This is a genomic window from Pseudomonas sp. EZ-C24 (genome assembly GCF_014525325.1).
GTDB lineage: Bacteria > Pseudomonadota > Gammaproteobacteria > Pseudomonadales > Pseudomonadaceae > Aquipseudomonas > Aquipseudomonas shirazensis.
In genome coordinates, this window is the sequence record NZ_JACDIU010000015.1 from 98447 (window position 1) to 117403 (window position 18957).

Genomic DNA, 18957 nt, shown 5'->3' on the forward strand with positions numbered 1-18957 from the left:
CCATGACGACAATAGACGATGAAGATCGCCGCGAATACTACCGCATCGAAGACAGGATCGCACTGGAAATCACCCCGCTGAGCGCGGCTGAGGCCCTGGAGCCAGAACTGTTGCAGGATGATTCGCCGCTGTTCAACCTGCTCAGCGAACTGCATCTGTCGGACTTTGAATCGCAACATCTGCTGCGCCAGTTGAGCGACAAGGACCGCACCCTGGCGGCGTTTTTACGGGCCCAGAACAAACGCCTCGACCTGCTCAGCGCAGTGGTCGCGCACAGCCTGCTCGGCGAGATCGGCGCACCGCATCGGGTGATCCTGTCCGAGGGCGGCATCGAGTTCAGCCAGACCAGCGCGATCGCCGCCGGCACCCGGGTCAAGGTCAAGATGGTGTTGATGCCCCGCGCCCACGGTTTGCTGCTGCGCGGCCGGGTTACCCACTGCGACGCTCGCCCCGGCGGCGATTATGAAGTCGGCACCGAATTCACCGACATGACCGACGCCCAGCGCCAGTTGTTGGCGCGGTATATCCTGCAGCGCCAGCAACAGCAACGTCGGCAGGCACTGGAACAGAACGACCCCGCCTCCTGAGCTCCGCTCTTATTGATTTGAAGGAACGAACGTGACCCTGATCTACGGCCATCGCGGCGCCAAGGGCGAAGCACCTGAAAACACCCTGACCAGCTTCCGTCAGTGCCTGGAGCACGGCGTCAATCGCTGTGAACTGGACCTGCACCTGTCGGCCGACAACCAGCTGATGGTGATCCACGACCCGACACTCAAGCGCACCACTGGCCGCCGCGGCAAGGTGGTCGAGCACAGCGCCGCTGACCTGACCACCTATGACGCCCGTGCCGGCGGCCCCGGCCATGTACAGCCCTGCCCTATTCCACGGCTTGAAGAGCTGTTCGAGAAATGCGCATTCGAGCACTGGCAGCTTGAGGTCAAAAGCGCGTCGCGCACCCGCGCCGCCAGCACCGTGCTGGCCATCCGTGAGCTGGCGCAGCAATATGGCCTGCTCGACAAGGTCACCATCACCTCAAGCTCGCGTGAAGTGCTCAGCGCTGCGGTTGAGCTGGTGCCGGATGTATCGCGTGGACTGGTGGCGGAATATGCCTGGCTCGACCCACTGAAGGTCGCGCAGAACTACAACTGCCAGATGCTCGCCCTGAACTGGACGCTATGCACTCCCGAGCGCCTGATCAAGGCACAGCGCCAGGGTTTGCACGTGTCGGTATGGACGGTCAACGAGCCGGCACTGATGCGCCGACTCGCCGACTTTGGCGCTGACAGCCTGATTACAGACTTTCCCGGTTTGGCCAAGACCACCCTTGGGTAGGATTGAAACCGAGCTCCCCGACCGGCTCAGGCCACCGGTCGGAGCCGCTCAAAAAAGCCGGTTGAGGCCGTCGTAGGCCGCTACGCGATAGGCTTCGGCCATGGTCGGGTAGTTGAAGGTGGTGTTGACGAAGTACTTCAGGGTATTGCGCTCACCCGGCTGATCCATGATCGCCTGGCCGATGTGCACGATCTCCGAGGCCTGGTAACCAAAGCAGTGTACGCCAAGGATCTGCAAGGTCTCGCGATGGAACAGGATCTTCAGCATGCCTTGCGGCTCACCGGCGATCTGCGCACGCGCCATGCTCTTGAAGAATGCCTTGCCGACTTCGTACGGCACCTTGGCCTGGGTCAGCTCCTGCTCGTTCTTGCCGATCGAGCTGATCTCGGGAATGGTGTAGATCCCGGTCGGCACGTCGTTGACGAAGCGCCAGCTGCCATTGTCGACAATGCTGCCCGCTGCCGAGCGGCCCTGATCGTGGGCGGCACTGGCCAGGCTCGGCCAGCCGATCACGTCACCGGCGCCATAAATGTTCGGCACGGTGCTGCGGTAGGCTTCGTCGACTTCGATCTGGCCACGGCTGTTGACCTTGATGCCGATGTTTTCCAGGCCCAGCTTGTCGGTGTTGCCGGTACGGCCGTTGCACCAGAGCAAGGCGTCGGCCTTGATCTTCTTGCCCGACTTCAAATGCAGGATCACGCCGTTGTCGAGGCCTTCGACCCGCTCGTAGTCTTCGTTATGACGCACGGTGATGTTGTTGTTGCTGAAGTGGTAGCTCAGTGCCTGGGAGATTTCCGAATCGAGGAAGCTCAGCAACTGCCCACGGTTGTCGACCAGCTCGACCAGTACACCCAGGCCGCTGAAGATCGAGGCGTACTCGCAACCGATCACGCCAGCGCCGTAGACAATCAGTTTGCGCGGGGTGTGGCTGAGGCTGAGGATGGTGTCGCTGTCGTACACACGCGGGTGGTTGAAGTCGATGTCAGCCGGGCGGTACGGGCGCGAACCGGTGGCGATGATGATGTGCTTGGCCACCAGCTTTTCGACCACGCCATTGGCGCAGACCACTTCGACGGTTTGCTCGTCGGCAAAACTGCCGGTACCGACAAACACGTCGACGCGGTTACGGGCGTAGTAGCCGGTGCGCGAAGCGACCTGCTTGGAGATCACCTTCTCGGCGCTCTTGAGCACGTCCGGGAACGAGAACCAGCGCGGCTCGCCGATGGCACGGAACATCGGGTTGGTGTTGAACTGCATGATCTGCCGCACCGAGTGACGCAGTGCCTTGGACGGGATGGTGCCCAGGTGGGTGCAGTTGCCGCCAACCTGGCGACGGCTATCGACCATCGCCACCTTGCGCCCTGCTTTGGCGGCGTTCATTGCCGCACCTTCTCCGGCCGGGCCGGAACCCAGCACCACTACGTCGTAGTTGTAGACAGCCATGCGTACTCCTTCAAAACTGGCCCGCCGGCCGGTTGGCCGCGGGGCGCGATCATGTCGCCGCGGCGCCATGGAAAAATTCGGGTGCAGTCTAATCAAGCGGGAACGCCGCGCACATTAACCCTTGGTCGCGTCGTAGGCGAATTTTGCCTTCACTACATATCGTGGCAAGCACGCCTGCGTGAGGCGGCCGAATGCCCATCAGTTAAGCAATGGGGCCGCTTTGCGGCCCTTCGCGGGTGAACCCGCTCCCACAGGATCGCGGCTATCTGTGGGAGCGGGTTCACCCGCGAAGGGCTGCAAAGCAGCCCCAAAATCAGCAAAACAATGCTATCGGCGGATCAGCGCGGGAAGGCTGGCGGGTTGACCCCGGCCATGTCTTCCATCACGCGCACTACCTGGCAGCTGTAACCGAATTCGTTGTCGTACCAGACGTACAGGACAACACGGTTTTCGTTGCAGATGGTCGCTTCAGCATCAACCACACCGGCGTGGCGCGAGCCAACGAAGTCGGTCGAAACCACTTCCTGCGAGTTGACGTAGTCGATCTGCTTGTGCAGCTCGGAGTGCATCGCGGTCTGGCGCAGGTACTCGTTGATCTCTTCGCGGCTGGTGCCGGTTTCGAGGTTCAGGTTGAGGATGGCCATGGACACGTTCGGCGTCGGTACGCGGATCGCGTTGCCGGTCAGCTTGCCCTTGAGCACAGGCAGCGCCTTGGCAGCGGCGGTGGCAGCACCGGTTTCGGTGATGACCATGTTCAGCGGCGCGGCGCGGCCACGACGGCTGCCCTTGTGGAAGTTGTCGATCAGGTTCTGGTCGTTGGTGAACGAGTGAACGGTTTCGACGTGGCCGTTGATGATGCCGAACTTGTCGTTGACTGCCTTGAGCACCGGCACGATGGCGTTGGTGGTGCAGGAAGCCGCGGAGATGATCTTGTCATCAGCGCTGATTTCACCGTGGTTGATGCCGTGCACGATGTTCTTCAGCGCGCCTTTGCCAGGTGCGGTGAGGATCACGCGGGCAGCGCCTGGGCATGCCAGGTGCTGGCCGAGGCCGTCGGCGTCACGCCATACACCGGTGTTGTCGACGATCAGCGCATCTTTGATGCCGTACTGGGTGTAGTCGACTTCGCTCGGGCTCTTGGCGTAGATAACCTGGATCAGGTTGCCGTTGGCGGTGATGGTGTTGTTGGCTTCGTCGATGGTGATGGTGCCATCGAAGGGGCCATGCACCGAGTCACGACGCAGCAGGCTGGCGCGCTTGACCAGGTCGTTTTCAGCACCCTTGCGGACAACGATGGCGCGCAGACGCAGGCCGTCGCCACCACCGGTTTTTTCGATCAGGATGCGTGCCAGCAGACGGCCGATACGACCGAAGCCGTACAGCACGACGTCGGTGCCCTTGCGCGCCGAAACGTTTTGCTGACCAACCACGTCGGCCAGTTCTTCGCGGACGAACTGCTCGGCGCTGCGGCCATTGCCTTCAAGCTTGAACTTGTTGGCCAGCTTGCCCAGGTCGACCGAAGCGGCGCCCAGTTTCAGCTCGCTCATCGCCTTGAGCAAAGGGAACGTCTCGTGGACAGACAGTTCGGTCTCGTCGGTCTGACGGTGACGCGCAAAGCGGTGCGCCTTGAGGATCGAGATCACCGAACGGTTGATCAGGCTACGGCCATAGATCGAGCTCACCACATTGTTGTTGCGGTAGAGCTGACCGATAAGCGGGATCATGGCTTCAGCCAAAGCTTCACGATCAATCCACTCACCAAGACACTGGTCGGGCTTCTGAGTCACGGGAACCTTCCACATGTAGGGGTAGAAAAAAGGGGCTACATTATGACGCCCCACGGCGTATCGAGCAATGAGCGCCTGTCGTTAACGCTGCGCACCGCTGCCTGAGCCCTCGCGAGCCTGACAGCTGGCACCGGCGTCGGTACAATCGACCTCTTTGCCGCAACGCTTGGAGTGCATTCTCCCGTGTCAGTTCTGCGCTTACCGCAATTGTCGGCCCAGGCCGGCAAACAAACCTGGGGCAACTTGCCCGGTGCCGCCCTCAGCCTGGCCATCGCCGAGGCCGCCAGTGGCGCCCGGCGCTTTACCCTGCTGCTGACCGCCGACAGCCAGGCCGCCGACCGTCTCGAGCAGGAGCTGCGCTTCTTTGCCCCGGACCTGCCGGTGCTGCCGTTCCCCGACTGGGAAACCCTGCCATACGATCTGTTCTCGCCGCATCAGGACATCATCTCGCAGCGTATCGCCAGCCTGTACCGGCTGCCGGAGCTGGACCACGGCATTCTTGTGGTGCCGATCACCACCGCCCTGCACCGCCTGGCGCCAACGCGCTTTCTGCTCGGCAGCAGCCTGGTCCTCGACGTCGGCCAGACCATCGATGTCGAGCAGATGCGCAGCCGCCTCGAAGCCAGCGGCTATCGCTGCGTCGACACGGTCTACGAGCATGGCGAATTTGCCGTGCGCGGCGCGCTGATCGACCTGTTCCCGATGGGCAGCAAGCTGCCGTTTCGGATCGACCTGTTCGACAACGAAATCGAGACCTTGCGCACCTTCGATCCAGAGACCCAGCGCTCGATCGACAAGGTCGAATCGGTACGCCTGCTGCCGGCACGCGAATTTCCGATGCAGAAGGAAGAAGTCACCCGCTTCAAGGCACGCTTCCGCGAGCGCTTCGACGTGGATTTTCGCCGCAGCGCGATCTTCCAGGACCTCGCCAGCGGGATCATCCCGGCCGGCATCGAGTACTACCTGCCGCTGTTCTTTGAAGAAACCGCGACACTGTTCGACTACCTTCCGGCTGACACCCAGGTGTTCTCGATGCCCGGCGTCGAGCAGGCTGCCGAGCATTTCTGGAACGACGTGCGCGGGCGCTATGAAGACCGCCGCGGCGACCTGACCCGACCACTGCTGCCGCCGGCTGAACTGTTCATGCCAGTGGAAGACTGCTTTGCCCGCCTCAAGCAGTGGCCGCGCGTGGTGGTCAGCAGTGACGACCTCGAACCCGGCGCTGGCCGCCAGAGCTTCCCGGCGCGCGAGCTACCCAACCTGGCCATCGAAGCCAAGGCCAATCAACCCCTGGCGGCATTGTCGGCATTTCTTGAGCAGTTCCCGGGCCGGGTGCTGTTCACTGCAGAATCTGCCGGCCGCCGCGAAGTGCTGCTGGAGCTGCTCGAACGGCTCAAGCTGCGCCCGCAGACCGTTGACGGCTGGACCGATTTCATTACCGGCAAAGAGCGCCTGGCGATCACCATCGCACCGCTCGACTACGGCCTGTTGCTGGACGACCCGGCACTGGCGTTGATCGCCGAAAGCCCGTTGTTCGGCCAGCGCGTGATGCAGCGCCGACGCCGCGAAAAGCGCGGCGAGGCGGCCAACGATGCGGTGATCAAAAACCTCACCGAGCTGCGCGAAGGCGCACCGGTGGTGCATATCGATCACGGGGTCGGCCGCTATCTGGGCCTGGCCACACTGGAAATCGACGGCCAGGCCGCCGAATTCCTCACCCTTGAGTACGCCGAGAACGCCAAGCTGTACGTGCCGGTCGCCAACCTGCACCTGATCGCCCGCTACACCGGCAGCGATGACGCCCTGGCGCCGCTGCACCGGCTCGGCTCGGAAACCTGGCAGAAGGCCAAGCGCAAGGCTGCCGAGCAGGTCCGCGACGTGGCCGCCGAACTGCTCGACATCTATGCCCGTCGCGCCGCACGCAAGGGCTATGCCTTTGCCGATCCTGCAGCCGATTACGCCACCTTCAGCGCCGGCTTCCCGTTCGAGGAAACACCCGATCAGCAGAACGCCATCGACGCGGTGCGCGAGGACATGCTCGCTGCCAAGCCGATGGACCGCCTGGTCTGCGGCGACGTCGGCTTTGGCAAGACCGAAGTGGCCATGCGCGCGGCATTCATCGCCGTGCACAGCGGCCGCCAGGTGGCCGTGCTGGTACCGACCACCCTGCTCGCCCAGCAGCACTACAACAGCTTCCGCGACCGCTTTGCCGACTGGCCGGTAACCGTCGAGGTGATGAGCCGCTTCAAGTCGGCCAAGGACATCGCCACTGCTGCTGCCGATCTGGCCGAGGGCAAGATCGACATCCTGATCGGCACGCACAAGCTGCTGCAGGATGACGTGCGCTTCAAAGACCTCGGTCTGGTAGTGATCGACGAAGAGCACCGCTTTGGCGTGCGGCAAAAAGAGCAGCTCAAGGCCCTGCGCAGCGAAGTCGACATCCTCACCCTGACCGCCACGCCGATCCCGCGCACCCTGAACATGGCCGTGGCCGGCATGCGCGACCTGTCGATCATCGCCACCCCGCCGGCGCGCCGGTTGTCGGTGCGCACCTTCGTCATGGAGCAGAACAACAGCACGGTAAAGGAAGCTCTACTGCGCGAACTGCTGCGTGGCGGCCAGGTGTATTACCTGCACAACGACGTCAAGACCATCGAGAAGTGCGCCGCTGACCTCGCCGAACTGGTACCTGAAGCGCGCATCGGCATCGGCCACGGGCAGATGCGCGAACGCGAGCTGGAACAGGTCATGAGCGACTTCTACCACAAGCGCTTCAACGTGCTGATCGCCTCGACCATCATCGAAACCGGTATCGACGTGCCCAGCGCCAACACCATCGTCATCGAGCGCGCCGACAAATTCGGCCTGGCCCAGCTGCACCAGCTGCGCGGCCGGGTTGGCCGTAGCCACCACCAGGCCTATGCCTACCTGCTCACCCCTGCCCGGCAGAAGGTCAGCAGCGACGCCGAAAAACGCCTGGAGGCGATTGCCAACACTCAGGACCTCGGTGCCGGCTTCGTGCTGGCCACCAACGACCTGGAAATCCGCGGCGCCGGCGAGTTGCTTGGCGATGGCCAGAGCGGCCAGATCCAGGCAGTCGGTTTCACCCTGTACATGGAAATGCTCGAACGCGCAGTCAAGGCGATCCGCAAGGGCAATCAGCCAAACCTGGAACAACCGCTTGGCGGCGGCCCGGAAATCAACCTGCGCCTGCCGGCGTTGATCCCGGAAGACTACCTGCCCGATGTGCATGCGCGGCTGATCCTGTACAAGCGCATCGCTTCGGCGGCCGACGAAGAAGGCCTCAAGGACCTGCAGGTCGAGATGATCGACCGTTTCGGCCTGTTGCCGGAGCCGACCAAGAACCTGATCCGCATCACCCTGCTCAAGCTGCAGGCCGAAAAACTCGGCATCAAGAAAGTCGACGGCGGCCCCAACGGCGGCAAGATCGAATTCGAAGCCGAGACCCCGGTCGACCCGCTGACCCTGATCAAGCTGATCCAGGGCCAGCCCAAACGCTACAAGTTCGAAGGCGCTACCCAGTTCCGCTTCCTGGTGCCGATGGAACGCCCGGAAGAACGCTTCAATACCGTGGAGGCGCTGTTCGAGCGCCTCACCCCACAGCCTGCTTGAAGGAAGTTACATGCGTGCCATTCGTTGCCTGACCTTGCTGTTGACGCTGTGTGCGCCGACGGCGTTTGCTGATGGCTTGTATCAGGTGGAAATGCTGCTGGTGCGGCAAAACGATGTGCCAGCGGTGACCAGCCAGTTCGCCCCGGAAGACTGGCGCGCCGGCGCGCCGCGCTTGAGCAAGGAAGCCGAACGGCCACCGGTGCTGACCGACGAAGCGACCCGCCTCGAGGCCACGCCGAGCTACACCGTGCTGCTGCACAAGGCCTGGCAGCAACAACTCGGCAGCGAGCCCAGCAGCATTGCTCTGGGCGCTGGCGAGGAGCAGTTCGGTCACTTCCCGATCGAGGGCAACCTGAGCCTGGCCGACGGCCGCTTCATCGCCGTGCAGGCGAGCTTCTGGGTCAACCAGCTCGATGGCAACGGTAACGTGCTGCGCAGCGAGCATTTCCAGCAGAGCAATCGCAACATGAAAAGCGGCCAGCTGACCTTCCTCGACGGTGGCCACCTGGCACTTCTGCTCAAGGTCGCACCTGTCGGCGCGCGCAAACTGCCGGAGATGACTCCGGAGATGATGGAGCAGTGACACCGTGACCTCCGACGCAGTCGCCCTGGTGCGCAGCAACATCAGCTGGAAACGCGCCTTCTCCGCTGCGGTTTTGCAACGCGGCCAGCGCTACGCCGAAGAAGACCGGGTACAGATCCTCGACCATGACGACACGCGGATTGAAGCCACCTGTCGCGGTAGCGGCAGCGGCATCTATACCCAGCGCATTTTCATCACTGCGGCAGCTGGCCAGTGCCATGTGCGCGGCCACTGTTCGTGCCCGGTCAGAGAGAACTGCAAGCACTGTGCTGCGGTGCTGTTCGCCCTGCTCGACAGCAGCGCGCCGGCTGAAAGCGACGCCCTGCCCCATCATCTACAGCACTGGCTGCAAGGAATGCAGCAACCGGCCACCGTCAGCCTCGGCGCAGATGACAAACGCGGGCGGATGGTCTGCTATCAGCTGGTGCTCCATGAAGACCGCAGCTGCAGCCTGCGCGTGCGCAAAGGCACCGACGATGAGCGTGGCCTGCGCTTCAGCCGGGTGCAGTCGCTGTATGACTTTTTGTATGACACGCCGCGCTTCGTCACAGCTGAAGACCTGCGCATCCTGCGCCAGTTGAATGGACAGAACATCCCTTACGGCCAGGACCGCGGCTACGCACTCAAAGGCCAGGAAGGCGGCGAATTGCTGCAGCGCGCACTGGACACCGGCCGCGTCCTGTACAGCGACGACCGACCACTGCTGCGCCAGGGCCCGGAACGCGAGGCCGAGTTCCGCTGGGTGCGCCAGAGCGACGCCACCTATTGCGGCAGCTGGTTCAGCGGCGAGGAGAAGCTGTTCGTGCTGGCACTGGCGCCGCTGTTCTGGCTGGATGTACGCGCCGGTGAAATTGGCCGTGTCAGCCACTCACTCGACCCGCATATAGCCCTGCAACTGTCACTGGCACCACCGGTACCCGAGCATCTGGTAGTGCCGCTGAGTCACAAGCTCAACGCCCTCAACCATCAAGTGCCGACCCCGACCCAGGTCAAGCAGCAGTTGCTCGAAGATATCCAGCCGACCCCGCGCCTGACCCTGGGCAGCCTCGAGTTCAGCGCTTACACGCCCAAGACCGGGCGCATGCAGCGGCAGATGCAACACCGCGCCGCGCTGGCGTTCGACTACGACGGCGTGCTGGCAATCGGCAACGACGACAAGCCCCTGACCCGCCTGGTTGGCGCCACCAGCCAGCGCATCCGCCGTCAGCCACAGGCCGAGCAAGCCATGCGCAAGACCCTGCGCGAGCTGGGCTTCAAGCTGGCCACCCGGCAAAGCAAAGCATTGCCCGACAGTGCCGGCGACATGCATCAGCTTGCCGACGACGAAGCGTGGCTGACATTTGCCCGCGACGGCTTGCCGCGCCTGCGTGAGGCCGGCTGGCACATCGATGTGCACCGCGACTTTGCCTTCAACTTGCAGGAGGTCGAAGACTGGTACGCCAGCGTCGACGAAGCGCCTGGCCACGAATGGTTCGACCTTGAGCTGGGCATCGTTGTCGATGGCCAGCGTCACAGCCTGCTGCCGATCGTGCTGCAACTGCTGCGCAGCAATCCGGAAATGCTGCGCCCCAGCGAACTGGCCCGGCGCAGTGACGATGAGCACTTGCTGCTGGACCTCAACCGCGGCCGCCTCGACAGCCCGCCGCTGCGCGTTGCCCTGCCCTATGGCCGGATCAAGGCCGTGATGGCGACCCTCGGCGAGCTGTACCTGCATGAACATGCAGGCGGCCCGGCGCTGCGCCTAGACCGCGCCGATGCCGCGCGCCTGAGCGACATGGAACACATGCCGCTGCTGTGGGAAGGCGGCGAGCACGTGCGCGGCCTCGGGCGGCGCCTGCGCGATGCACGGGATATCCAGGTCGAGCCGCCGCTCGCGCTCAACGCCACCCTGCGCCCGTACCAGCAACAGGGCTTGAACTGGCTGCAGGCGTTGCGCGAGATCGGCACGGGCGGGATTCTGGGCGACGACATGGGCCTGGGCAAGACTCTGCAGACCCTCGCCCATCTGCTGCTGGAGAAACAACATGGACGCCTGCTGCAGCCAGCCTTGGCGGTGATGCCGACCAGCTTGATCCCCAACTGGATCGACGAAGCTCAGCGCTTTGCCCCCGACCTGCGCGTGCTGGCCCTGCATGGGCCGGCGCGCAGCAAGCACTTCGCCAGCCTTGACCAATACGACCTGGTCCTGACCACCTACGCGCTGGTGCCGCGCGATATAGAGCAGCTGCGCGGGCAGCACTGGCACACGCTGGTGCTGGATGAAGCGCAGAACATCAAGACCAGCACCAGCAAGGCCGCCGTCGCCGTCGGCGAGCTGCAGGCAGGCCAGCGCCTGTGCCTGACCGGTACGCCGATGGAAAACAACCTCGGCGAGCTCTGGTCGCTGTTTCACTTCCTCATGCCCGGCTGGCTGGGCGACAGCAAACGCTTCAATCAGGAATACCGCACCCCCATCGAGCGCCACGGCGATCAGGACCGCCTGGCCCACCTGGCTGGGCGCATTCGCCCGTTCCTGCTGCGTCGTACCAAAGAGCAGGTGGCCAAGGAGCTGCCAGCCAAGACCGAGATGGTGCACTGGGTCGAGCTCAGCGACGCCCAGCGCGACACCTACGAGGCGGTGCGGGTGGCGATGGACAAGAAGGTCCGCGACGAACTTGCCCGTAACGGCGCAGCACGCAGCCAGATCGTGATTCTCGATGCCCTGCTGAAGCTGCGCCAGGTGTGCTGCGACCTGCGCCTGGTCAAGAGTGTCGAGAGCAAGGGTAATCAAGCCGACAAGGGCAAGCTGGGCAGCCTGCTGCAGATGCTCGAAGAGTTACTCAGCGAAGGCCGCCGGGTCCTGTTGTTTTCCCAGTTCACCTCGATGCTGGCGCTGATCGAGCAGGAGCTGATCAAGCGTGACATCCGCTACAGCCTGCTGACCGGCGACACTCGCGATCGGCGCGCACCGGTGCAGCAGTTCCAGCAGGGTGACAGCGAAGTGTTTCTGATCAGCCTCAAGGCCGGCGGCACCGGGCTCAACCTGACCGCCGCGGATACGGTGATCCACTATGACCCATGGTGGAACCCGGCAAGCGAAAACCAGGCGACCGACCGTGCCTACCGGATCGGCCAGGACAAACCAGTGTTCGTCTACAAGCTGATCACTCGCGGTACCGTCGAAGAGAAGATCCAGTTGCTGCAGCAAGAGAAGGCAGCACTCGCCGCCGGCCTGCTCGATGGCGGCCATAGCGGCCAATGGCGTCTGGGTGATGAAGAGATTGAAGCGCTGTTCGCGCCGCTGCCGGGCAAGCGCAGCCGTTAGGTGAGCCGGGCTGACCTGTCACCTAGGTCAGCTCGGCATTTGCTCAGTCGATCAACTGTGCTTCTTTCAAAGCGCCAAGCGCCTCCAGCCAGCGTGGCTGCTGGCGATAATCGGTGCTGGCAAAACCTTGCCCGCGCATGCCGGCAACCCGTGGCGAAGGCTTGACCTTAAGCCGCTGCGCTGCACTCAAAGCCAGCTCTGCCGCGGCCCGGTCATTACACACCAGGCCCATGTCACAGCCGGCGCTCAAGGCCGCTTCGATCCGGTTGGCGGCATCGCCGACCACATGCGCACCGGCCATCGACAGGTCGTCACTGAAGATAACCCCGGTAAAGCCCAGCTCGCCACGCAGAATGTCCTGCAACCAGCGGCGCGAGAAGCCAGCAGGCTGATTGTCGATCTGCGGGTAGATCACATGCGCGGGCATGACCGCAGCCAACTGACCGCGCAGGCGGGTGAACGGCACCAGGTCAGCCTGGCGCAACTGCTCGAGGCTGCGCTCGTCGGTGGGGATGGCCACGTGCGAGTCGGCCTCGGCCCAACCATGCCCCGGGAAGTGTTTGCCGCACGCAGCCATGCCGGCTGAGTTCATGCCGCGGATGAACGCGCCGGCCAGTTGCGTGGCCCGCTCCGGATCGCCTTCGAAGGCGCGGCTGCCAACCACTGCGCTGCGCTGATGATCAAGGTCGAGCACCGGCGCAAAGCTCAGGTCCAGACCGACCGCCAGCACTTCAGTGGCCATCAACCAGCCACATTGCTCGGCCAGGTACTCGGCATTGCGGTTGTCGGCTATAGCGCGCATGGCCGGCAGGCGCACAAAGCCCTGACGCAAGCGCTGCACGCGCCCGCCCTCCTGATCGACAGCCAGAATCAGATCAGGCCGGATCGCCCGAATCGACGCACACAACTCACGCACCTGGCGCGGGCTGTCGATATTGCGGGCGAAGATGATCAGGCCAGCTACTTCAGGCTGGCGCAGCAACTGCCGGTCCTCGGCAGTCAGCCAGGTACCGGCGATGTCGATCATCAGGGAGCCTTGCAGGCTGGCAGTCATGAAAAGTCCTTCAGGGAATGTCGTGCAGTGAATTATCTGCGAAGCCTGTGCCCGCGCGCCAGTGCCGGCTCAGGCTTTGGCCGGCGTGCCAGCAGGGCTGGTCTTGCTGCGCGGGCGCAGTTGCGCGGCAGCCATGGCCTGGTCGGTGACGCCGCTGTCGGCACGCATACCGGCTGCGAGGAACGGCACCATCAGGCGCATGACCTGCTCGATCGAGGTGTTGATACCAAAGTCGGTTTCGGCGATAGCGCGCAAGGCCTTGATCCCGGACATGCTGAACGCCGCCGCGCCGAGCATGAAGTGCACCCGCCAGAACAACTCGATCGGCGGGATACGCGGCGCGGCATCATTGACCAGCAGCATGTAGCGGCGGAACACCTTGCCGTACATGTCTTCAAGGTAGCGGCGCAGGTGGCCCTGGCTCTGGCTGAACGCCAGGCCGAGCAGGCGCATGAAGATCGACAGGTCATTATTGCTGCGCGGCTGCACCACCAGCGCTTGCTCAACCAGCATCTCCAGCAGCTCTTCAAGGCTCGGCTTGAGTTCCGGGCGGCCCTGGCGGCGCTCGAGTTCACGCTCAAGGCTTGCGCAGAACGGCCCGAGGAAGCGCGAGAAGACCGCCTGGATCAGCGCCTTTTTCGAGCCGAAGTGGTAGTTCACCGCTGCGAGGTTGACGCCAGCCTTGCTGGTGATCAGGCGCAACGAGGTTTCCGCGAACCCCCTTTCCGCGAATAGCTGCTCGGCAGCATCGAGAATGCGTTCAACGGTTTCCGATTGGGCCATGACTACTCGCTACTCCGGGGTGGGGGCCTGACAAACAGTTGTTTGAAACATACGTTTCAGGCTTCTATCTGTCAAGGTTGGCTGACTCACCGGTCGCCATTAAAACACAGCCTCGCGTACAGAGCTGCAGGCCACGCCGTGCGTCAGCCCGAGCATCTTCTGCGGCAAGATGCTTGCAGCCAGCCTTCTACTGTATATAATCCCAGTCACTGTATAAAAAGACAGAGCGATCGCCATGTTGAAACTGACGCCACGCCAAGCCGAAATCCTGGCTTTCATCAAACGCTGCCTTGACGACAACGGCTATCCGCCGACCCGCGCGGAGATCGCCCAAGAGCTGGGCTTCAAGTCGCCCAACGCCGCTGAAGAACACCTCAAGGCCCTGGCGCGCAAAGGCGCCATCGAGATGACTCCGGGCGCGTCCCGCGGCATCCGCATCCCTGGCCACGAAGCCAAGGCCGAAGAGAGCGGCTTGCCGATCATTGGCCGCGTCGCTGCCGGTGCGCCGATCCTGGCTGAACAGCATATCGAGCAGTCGTGCAACATCAACCCGACCTTCTTTCACCCGCCCGCTGACTACTTGCTGCGCGTACACGGCATGAGCATGAAGGACGTCGGTATCTTCGACGGCGACCTGCTGGCCGTGCATACCTGCCGCGAAGCACGCAATGGCCAGATCGTGGTCGCACGCATTGGCGACGAAGTCACCGTCAAGCGCTTCAAGCGTGAAGGCAACAAGGTCTGGTTGATGGCCGAGAACCCCGAATTTGCCCCGATCGAAGTCGACCTCAAGCAACAGGACTTGGTGATCGAGGGCTTGAGCGTCGGCGTCATTCGTCGCTGATCCAGGAGGCGTCATGCAGCAAGCAATCCACGTACCGCAGTCAATTCAGTTGCCATTATTCGAAGCGTTTCTGGCCGAACCGGTGCTGCCTGGCCTCAAGGCCAGCGCCCAGGCACGGCAAAAAAACAGCGACCCCGAGCGGTTCAGCGAACTGGCCCTGCGCGGTGCGCCGGGACATTGCCAAAGCCTGCTGGCGCCGGTACTGCGCGACCTGAGCGAAGAAGTGGATGCGCGCTGGCTGACGCTGATCGCCCCGCCGACCAGCCTGACCCAGGCCTGGCTGCGCGATGCCGGGCTCAACCGCGAGCGCATTCTGCTGCTGCACCCCAGCAGCAATAAAAGCGCCTTGCAGCTCACTTGCGAAGCCCTGCGCATGGGCCACAGCCATACCGTAGTCAGCTGGCTGGGTAGCCTCAATGTCACCCTGCGTCAGCAGCTGATCCGCGCCGCCACGGTCGGAAACGCACAAAGCCTGAACATCCGCCTCGGCTGATGTTCAGGCTTCGCCTGTTCTCATCGTGATCGTGTAGGGGTCTGGCACTACTCAGTGCAGAACGCGCGGCCCTTCGTCACGCTCCAACTCGCCTTCCACCAGCTTGCCAGCCATTTGCACGCCGACGCTGAGCATGGCCTTGGCCACTTCGACGTGTTGACCCTGCAAAAACACCTTGGCGTCCTCGGAGAAATCCAGGGTTACCAATGAGCCTTCATCTTCGGCGCGACGCAGCTCGATCCGGCCATCAGGCAACTCTACAATTTCAAGAAAGGACGTCGACATAAAAGGCTGTTCTCCACGAAAGGCGAGCATTGTACCAGCCAAGTGCCTGCTCAGCACTCACTCAACGCATCACGAAAGCGCCTGGCCAGGTCTTTCAAATTGCTCCGCCACTGCTCGAGCTCTGCCCGCGAAAGCGCAGGCTGCTCGGGCTCGTCGAGGTTGATGGCCTGAATCAACGGCTGGGTGACGTCAGTTTTAGCGGTTTTTTTCGCGACAGGTGGTCGGAACAAATCTGCATAAGCGGTCAACATCTGCGCCAGCCAGGTTTGCCGATTGTCTGCCAGTTCGATCAGCTCGGCCAACTCCGGGATGGCCATGCCGGCCAGCACTTCGGCGTCCAGTAGCTGTTCAGCGCGAGCAGCGCCCGCTTGCGGCAGGCGGTAGAAGCCGGCGATTTCGTGACATAACCCGAGCAGCGCACCGTACAGATGAAACTGCGCCGCTTCGCGCTCAGCCTGCACCAGCCCCTGGGCGTTCATGGCCTGGCTTTGCTCAGCCTTGGCCATGGACTCCAGCGCGAGGCCGGCGAAGAACAGTTTCTGGTTGGTGCGGGTATAGAGTTCCTGGGCCATGGCGGTTGGCCTCCTGAGGGCAGCGTGGCGATCAGCAAGTTTCAGCTATCGCCGGGCACTCTCGCAAGCACAAAAGCCGCAAGCGCAAAAGCAGCGCGGGGCAAGCCTGCTGCTGCGCCTCACCCTGAGGACACAACAGCGGGCTTGCCCCGCGCAGGTGCTGCGGCGCCGGATCAGCGCTTGTCTTCGACCTTCCAGGCCTTGCCGTCGTAGAACGCCTTCCAACCGGTCGGCTTGCCGTCAACTTCGGACTGGACGTACTGCTCCTTGGTCTTGCGGCTGTAGCGGATCACGGTCGGGCGACCGTCTGGATCCTTGGCAGGCGCTTCACAGAGGAAGTGGTACTTGGGATCGATCTCATCCTTGTGCGGGATGATTTCTTTCACCAATGGCGCGCGAGTTTCGCGGTTTTTCGGGAACTGGCTGGCCGCCAGGAACAAGCCCGAGGCACCGTCACGCAGCACGTAGGTGTCATCGACCTTCTCGCACTTGAGCTCAGGCATTTCCACCTTGTCCATCTTCGGTGGCGCTGCTTCGCCGTTCTTGAGCAGCTTGCGAGTGTTTTTGCAGGCCGGGTTGGTGCAACCGAAGAACTTTCCGAAACGGCCGGTCTTGAGCTGCATTTCGCTGCCGCACTTGTCGCACTCAAGGCTCGGACCTTCGTAGCCCTTGATCCGGTAGCTGCCCTGCTCGATTTCGTAGCCAACGCAATCCGGGTTGTTACCGCAGATGTGCAGCTTGTGCTTCTCGTCCAGCAGGTAGGCATCCATCGCCGTGGCGCAGATCGGGCAACGGTGCTTGCCGAGCAGCACACGCGATTCGGACTCACCCTCGTCGTCCGCGGCGATTTCGTCGCCGGGGACGAGGTTGACGGTCGCCTTGCAGCGCTCTTTCGGCGGCAGGGTGTAACCCGAGCAACCGAGGAACACGCCGGTAGAGGCGGTACGAATCATCATCGGCCGGCCACATTCCTTACAGGCGATGTTGGTCATGGTCGGCTGGTTGGCGCGCATGCCGTTCTCGGGAGACTCAGCGGTTTGCAGCTTTTTGCTGAAATCGCCGTAGAACTCGTCGAGTACGTTTTTCCAGTCACGTTCGCCCTGGGCGACGTCGTCGAGGTTCTCTTCCATGCCGGCGGTGAAGCCGTAGTCCATCAGGTCGGAGAAGCTCTCGGACAACCGCTCGGTAACGATGTCGCCCATCTTCTCGGAGTAGAAGCGGCGGTTGTGCAGGGTGACGTAGCCGCGGTCCTGGATGGTGGAAATGATCGCTGCATAGGTCGACGGGCGACCGATACCGCGTTTTTCCATTTCCTTGACCAGGCTGGCCTCGGTGAAGCGCGCCGGCGGCTTGGTGAAGTGCTGGCTTGGATCAAGTTTGATCAACTTGAGCACTTCGCCCTGGCCCATGTCAGGCAGCACGTCATCTTCGCCTGGCTTGCTCTGCTGCGGCAGGACGCGGGTGTAACCGTCGAACTTGAGGATGCGGCCCTTGGCGCGCAGCTCGAAGTCACCGGCCTTGACCGTGACGCTGGTCGACAGGTACTGCGCGGGTGGCATCTGGCAGGCCAGGAACTGGCGCCAGATCAGCTCGTACAGGCGCTCGGCATCGCGTTCCATGCCAGTCAGCTTGCTTGGATGGGTCGCCACATCGGACGGACGAATCGCTTCGTGCGCCTCCTGTGCGCCGGCCTTGCTGCCGTAGACGATCGGCGCTTCCGGCAGGTACTGCTTGCCGAACTCGCGCTCGATGTAGCTGCGGGCCATTTCCACGGCATCGGCCGAGAGGTTGGTCGAGTCGGTACGCATGTAGGTGATGTAGCCGGCTTCGTACAGACGCTGGGCCATCATCATGGTCTTCTTCACGCCGTAGCCGAGGCGATTGCTCGCCGCTTGCTGCAGGGTCGAAGTGATGAACGGCGCCGACGGCTTGCTGCTGGTCGGCCGGTCTTCACGCTTGGCGACGGTGTAGCTCGACGACTTGAGCTGATCCAGGGCAGCCATGGCCTGGGCTTCGTTGAGCGGCTTGAAGGCTTCACCCTTCTCGCGCGCTACTTCAAAGCGGACCTTGGCGTCCTTGGCGGTGCCGAGGTCGGCGTGTACTTCCCAGTACTCTTCCGGGTTGAACGCACGAATCTCGCGCTCACGCTCGACCACCAGCTTGACCGCTACCGACTGCACACGGCCGGCAGACAGGCCACGGGCAATCTTCGACCACAGCAGTGGCGAGACCATATAGCCCACCACACGGTCGAGGAAGCGCCGCGCCTGCTGGGCGTTGACCCGGTTGATGTCCAGCTCACCTGGCTGCGAGAACGCCTCCTGGATGGCCTTTTTGGTGATCTCGTTGAACACCACGCGCTTGTAGCGGGTGTCATCACCACCGATGGCTTCACGCAGGTGCCAGGCGATTGCCTCCCCTTCGCGGTCCAAGTCGGTCGCGAGATAGATGGTGTCGGCATCTTTGGCCAGGCGACGCAGCTCTTCGATGACCTTTTCCTTGCCGGGCAAGATCTCGTACTTGGCTTTCCAGCCAGCGTCCGGATCGACACCCATGCGCGAGACCAACTGGCGGCGAGCCTTTTCTTTCGGCGTCAGTACCGGTGCCTCAGCCGCAGCTGCCTTGCCACGTTTGGCCGCCGGCTCCTTACTGGCGCTGGCCGAACCGCTGGTGGGAAGGTCACGGATGTGGCCGATACTCGACTTCACCACGTACTGGTTGCCCAGGTACTTGTTGATGGTCTTGGCCTTGGCCGGGGATTCCACAATGACCAGCGATTTGCCCATGGATCGGTGTATTCCTGAATCTGAAAATTAAAAATCGCGTCAGGTGCCGCACGCG

Annotated in this window: 14 protein-coding genes; 7 read left to right on the forward strand and 7 right to left on the reverse strand. The window is 62.9% G+C overall.

What is annotated here, in order from left to right; genetic code table 11:
* Positions 1 to 2 precede the first annotated feature (2 nt).
* Both IDM28_RS15550 and IDM28_RS15555 read left to right on the forward strand, forming a co-directional pair.
* Positions 3 to 587, forward strand: a complete 585-nt coding sequence (locus IDM28_RS15550) for a PilZ domain-containing protein (RefSeq protein WP_101321176.1) — start codon at positions 3 to 5, stop codon at positions 585 to 587.
* Between the two features lie 31 nt (positions 588 to 618).
* Positions 619 to 1335, forward strand: a complete 717-nt coding sequence (locus tag IDM28_RS15555; RefSeq protein WP_101321178.1) for a glycerophosphodiester phosphodiesterase — start codon at positions 619 to 621, stop codon at positions 1333 to 1335.
* A gap of 48 nt (positions 1336 to 1383) precedes the next feature.
* Here IDM28_RS15555 and sthA read toward each other — a convergent pair whose 3' ends face one another.
* Positions 1384 to 2778 carry a Si-specific NAD(P)(+) transhydrogenase gene (gene sthA, locus IDM28_RS15560; RefSeq protein WP_101321180.1) on the reverse strand — a complete coding sequence of 465 codons (1395 nt, stop codon included), beginning with the start codon at positions 2776 to 2778 and terminating at the stop codon, positions 1384 to 1386.
* A gap of 338 nt (positions 2779 to 3116) precedes the next feature.
* Positions 3117 to 4580: a glyceraldehyde-3-phosphate dehydrogenase gene (locus IDM28_RS15565; protein ID WP_101321182.1), complete on the reverse strand. Its 1464-nt coding sequence runs from the start codon at positions 4578 to 4580 to the stop codon at positions 3117 to 3119.
* Between the two features lie 168 nt (positions 4581 to 4748).
* On the opposite strand from IDM28_RS15565, the gene mfd reads away from it, so the two are divergent.
* From mfd to IDM28_RS15580, 3 genes are read left to right on the forward strand one after another with little or no spacing between them, the layout of a single operon-like run.
* Entirely contained in the window at positions 4749 to 8198 is a 3450-nt protein-coding gene (mfd, locus tag IDM28_RS15570) for a transcription-repair coupling factor (protein WP_150572385.1), read from the forward strand.
* Between the two features lie 10 nt (positions 8199 to 8208).
* Positions 8209 to 8781 (forward strand): CsiV family protein, encoded by a 573-nt coding sequence (locus IDM28_RS15575; RefSeq protein ID WP_103438022.1) that lies wholly within the window; start codon positions 8209 to 8211, stop codon positions 8779 to 8781.
* Between the two features lie 4 nt (positions 8782 to 8785).
* Positions 8786 to 12085 carry a DEAD/DEAH box helicase gene (locus tag IDM28_RS15580; RefSeq protein WP_188036422.1) on the forward strand — a complete coding sequence of 1100 codons (3300 nt, stop codon included), beginning with the start codon at positions 8786 to 8788 and terminating at the stop codon, positions 12083 to 12085.
* Between the two features lie 43 nt (positions 12086 to 12128).
* Here IDM28_RS15580 and nagZ read toward each other — a convergent pair whose 3' ends face one another.
* On the reverse strand, positions 12129 to 13127 hold the full coding sequence (gene nagZ, locus IDM28_RS15585) for a beta-N-acetylhexosaminidase (RefSeq protein WP_178080835.1): 999 nt from the start codon (positions 13125 to 13127) through the stop codon (positions 12129 to 12131).
* Between the two features lie 81 nt (positions 13128 to 13208).
* Positions 13209 to 13922, reverse strand: a complete 714-nt coding sequence (locus tag IDM28_RS15590) for a TetR/AcrR family transcriptional regulator (RefSeq protein WP_101321193.1) — start codon at positions 13920 to 13922, stop codon at positions 13209 to 13211.
* 235 nt (positions 13923 to 14157) lie between these two features.
* Here IDM28_RS15590 and lexA point away from each other — a divergent pair, with 235 nt between their 5' ends.
* Positions 14158 to 14766, forward strand: a complete 609-nt coding sequence (gene lexA, locus IDM28_RS15595) for a transcriptional repressor LexA (protein ID WP_101321195.1) — start codon at positions 14158 to 14160, stop codon at positions 14764 to 14766.
* A 13-nt stretch (positions 14767 to 14779) separates the two neighbouring features.
* Positions 14780 to 15259, forward strand: a complete 480-nt coding sequence (gene sulA / locus IDM28_RS15600) for an SOS-induced cell division inhibitor SulA (protein ID WP_101321197.1) — start codon at positions 14780 to 14782, stop codon at positions 15257 to 15259.
* A gap of 51 nt (positions 15260 to 15310) precedes the next feature.
* On the opposite strand, the gene IDM28_RS15605 is transcribed toward sulA, so the two are convergent.
* The 3 genes from IDM28_RS15605 to topA all read right to left on the reverse strand — a co-directional run bounded on the left by IDM28_RS15605 (position 15311) and on the right by topA (position 18902).
* Positions 15311 to 15544 (reverse strand): hypothetical protein, encoded by a 234-nt coding sequence (locus tag IDM28_RS15605; RefSeq protein ID WP_101321200.1) that lies wholly within the window; start codon positions 15542 to 15544, stop codon positions 15311 to 15313.
* Positions 15545 to 15594: 50 nt separating this feature from the next.
* Positions 15595 to 16116, reverse strand: a complete 522-nt coding sequence (locus IDM28_RS15610; RefSeq protein WP_101321202.1) for a DUF6586 family protein — start codon at positions 16114 to 16116, stop codon at positions 15595 to 15597.
* 173 nt (positions 16117 to 16289) lie between these two features.
* A complete protein-coding gene (topA, locus tag IDM28_RS15615; protein ID WP_150570742.1) occupies positions 16290 to 18902 on the reverse strand; it encodes a type I DNA topoisomerase in 2613 nt (870 codons plus the stop codon).
* Positions 18903 to 18957 lie beyond the last annotated feature (55 nt).

Coding starts and splice junctions, on each gene's coding strand:
- IDM28_RS15610 (WP_101321202.1), bottom strand. CDS start 16,116: ATGGCCCAGGAACTCTATACCCGCACCAACCAGAAACTGTTCTTCGCC.
- IDM28_RS15605 (WP_101321200.1), bottom strand. CDS start 15,544: ATGTCGACGTCCTTTCTTGAAATTGTAGAGTTGCCTGATGGCCGGATC.
- lexA (WP_101321195.1), top strand. CDS start 14,158: ATGTTGAAACTGACGCCACGCCAAGCCGAAATCCTGGCTTTCATCAAA.
- IDM28_RS15550 (WP_101321176.1), top strand. CDS start 3: ATGACGACAATAGACGATGAAGATCGCCGCGAATACTACCGCATCGAA.
- IDM28_RS15575 (WP_103438022.1), top strand. CDS start 8,209: ATGCGTGCCATTCGTTGCCTGACCTTGCTGTTGACGCTGTGTGCGCCG.
- sthA (WP_101321180.1), bottom strand. CDS start 2,778: ATGGCTGTCTACAACTACGACGTAGTGGTGCTGGGTTCCGGCCCGGCC.
- sulA (WP_101321197.1), top strand. CDS start 14,780: ATGCAGCAAGCAATCCACGTACCGCAGTCAATTCAGTTGCCATTATTC.
- IDM28_RS15590 (WP_101321193.1), bottom strand. CDS start 13,922: ATGGCCCAATCGGAAACCGTTGAACGCATTCTCGATGCTGCCGAGCAG.
- IDM28_RS15565 (WP_101321182.1), bottom strand. CDS start 4,580: ATGTGGAAGGTTCCCGTGACTCAGAAGCCCGACCAGTGTCTTGGTGAG.
- topA (WP_150570742.1), bottom strand. CDS start 18,902: ATGGGCAAATCGCTGGTCATTGTGGAATCCCCGGCCAAGGCCAAGACC.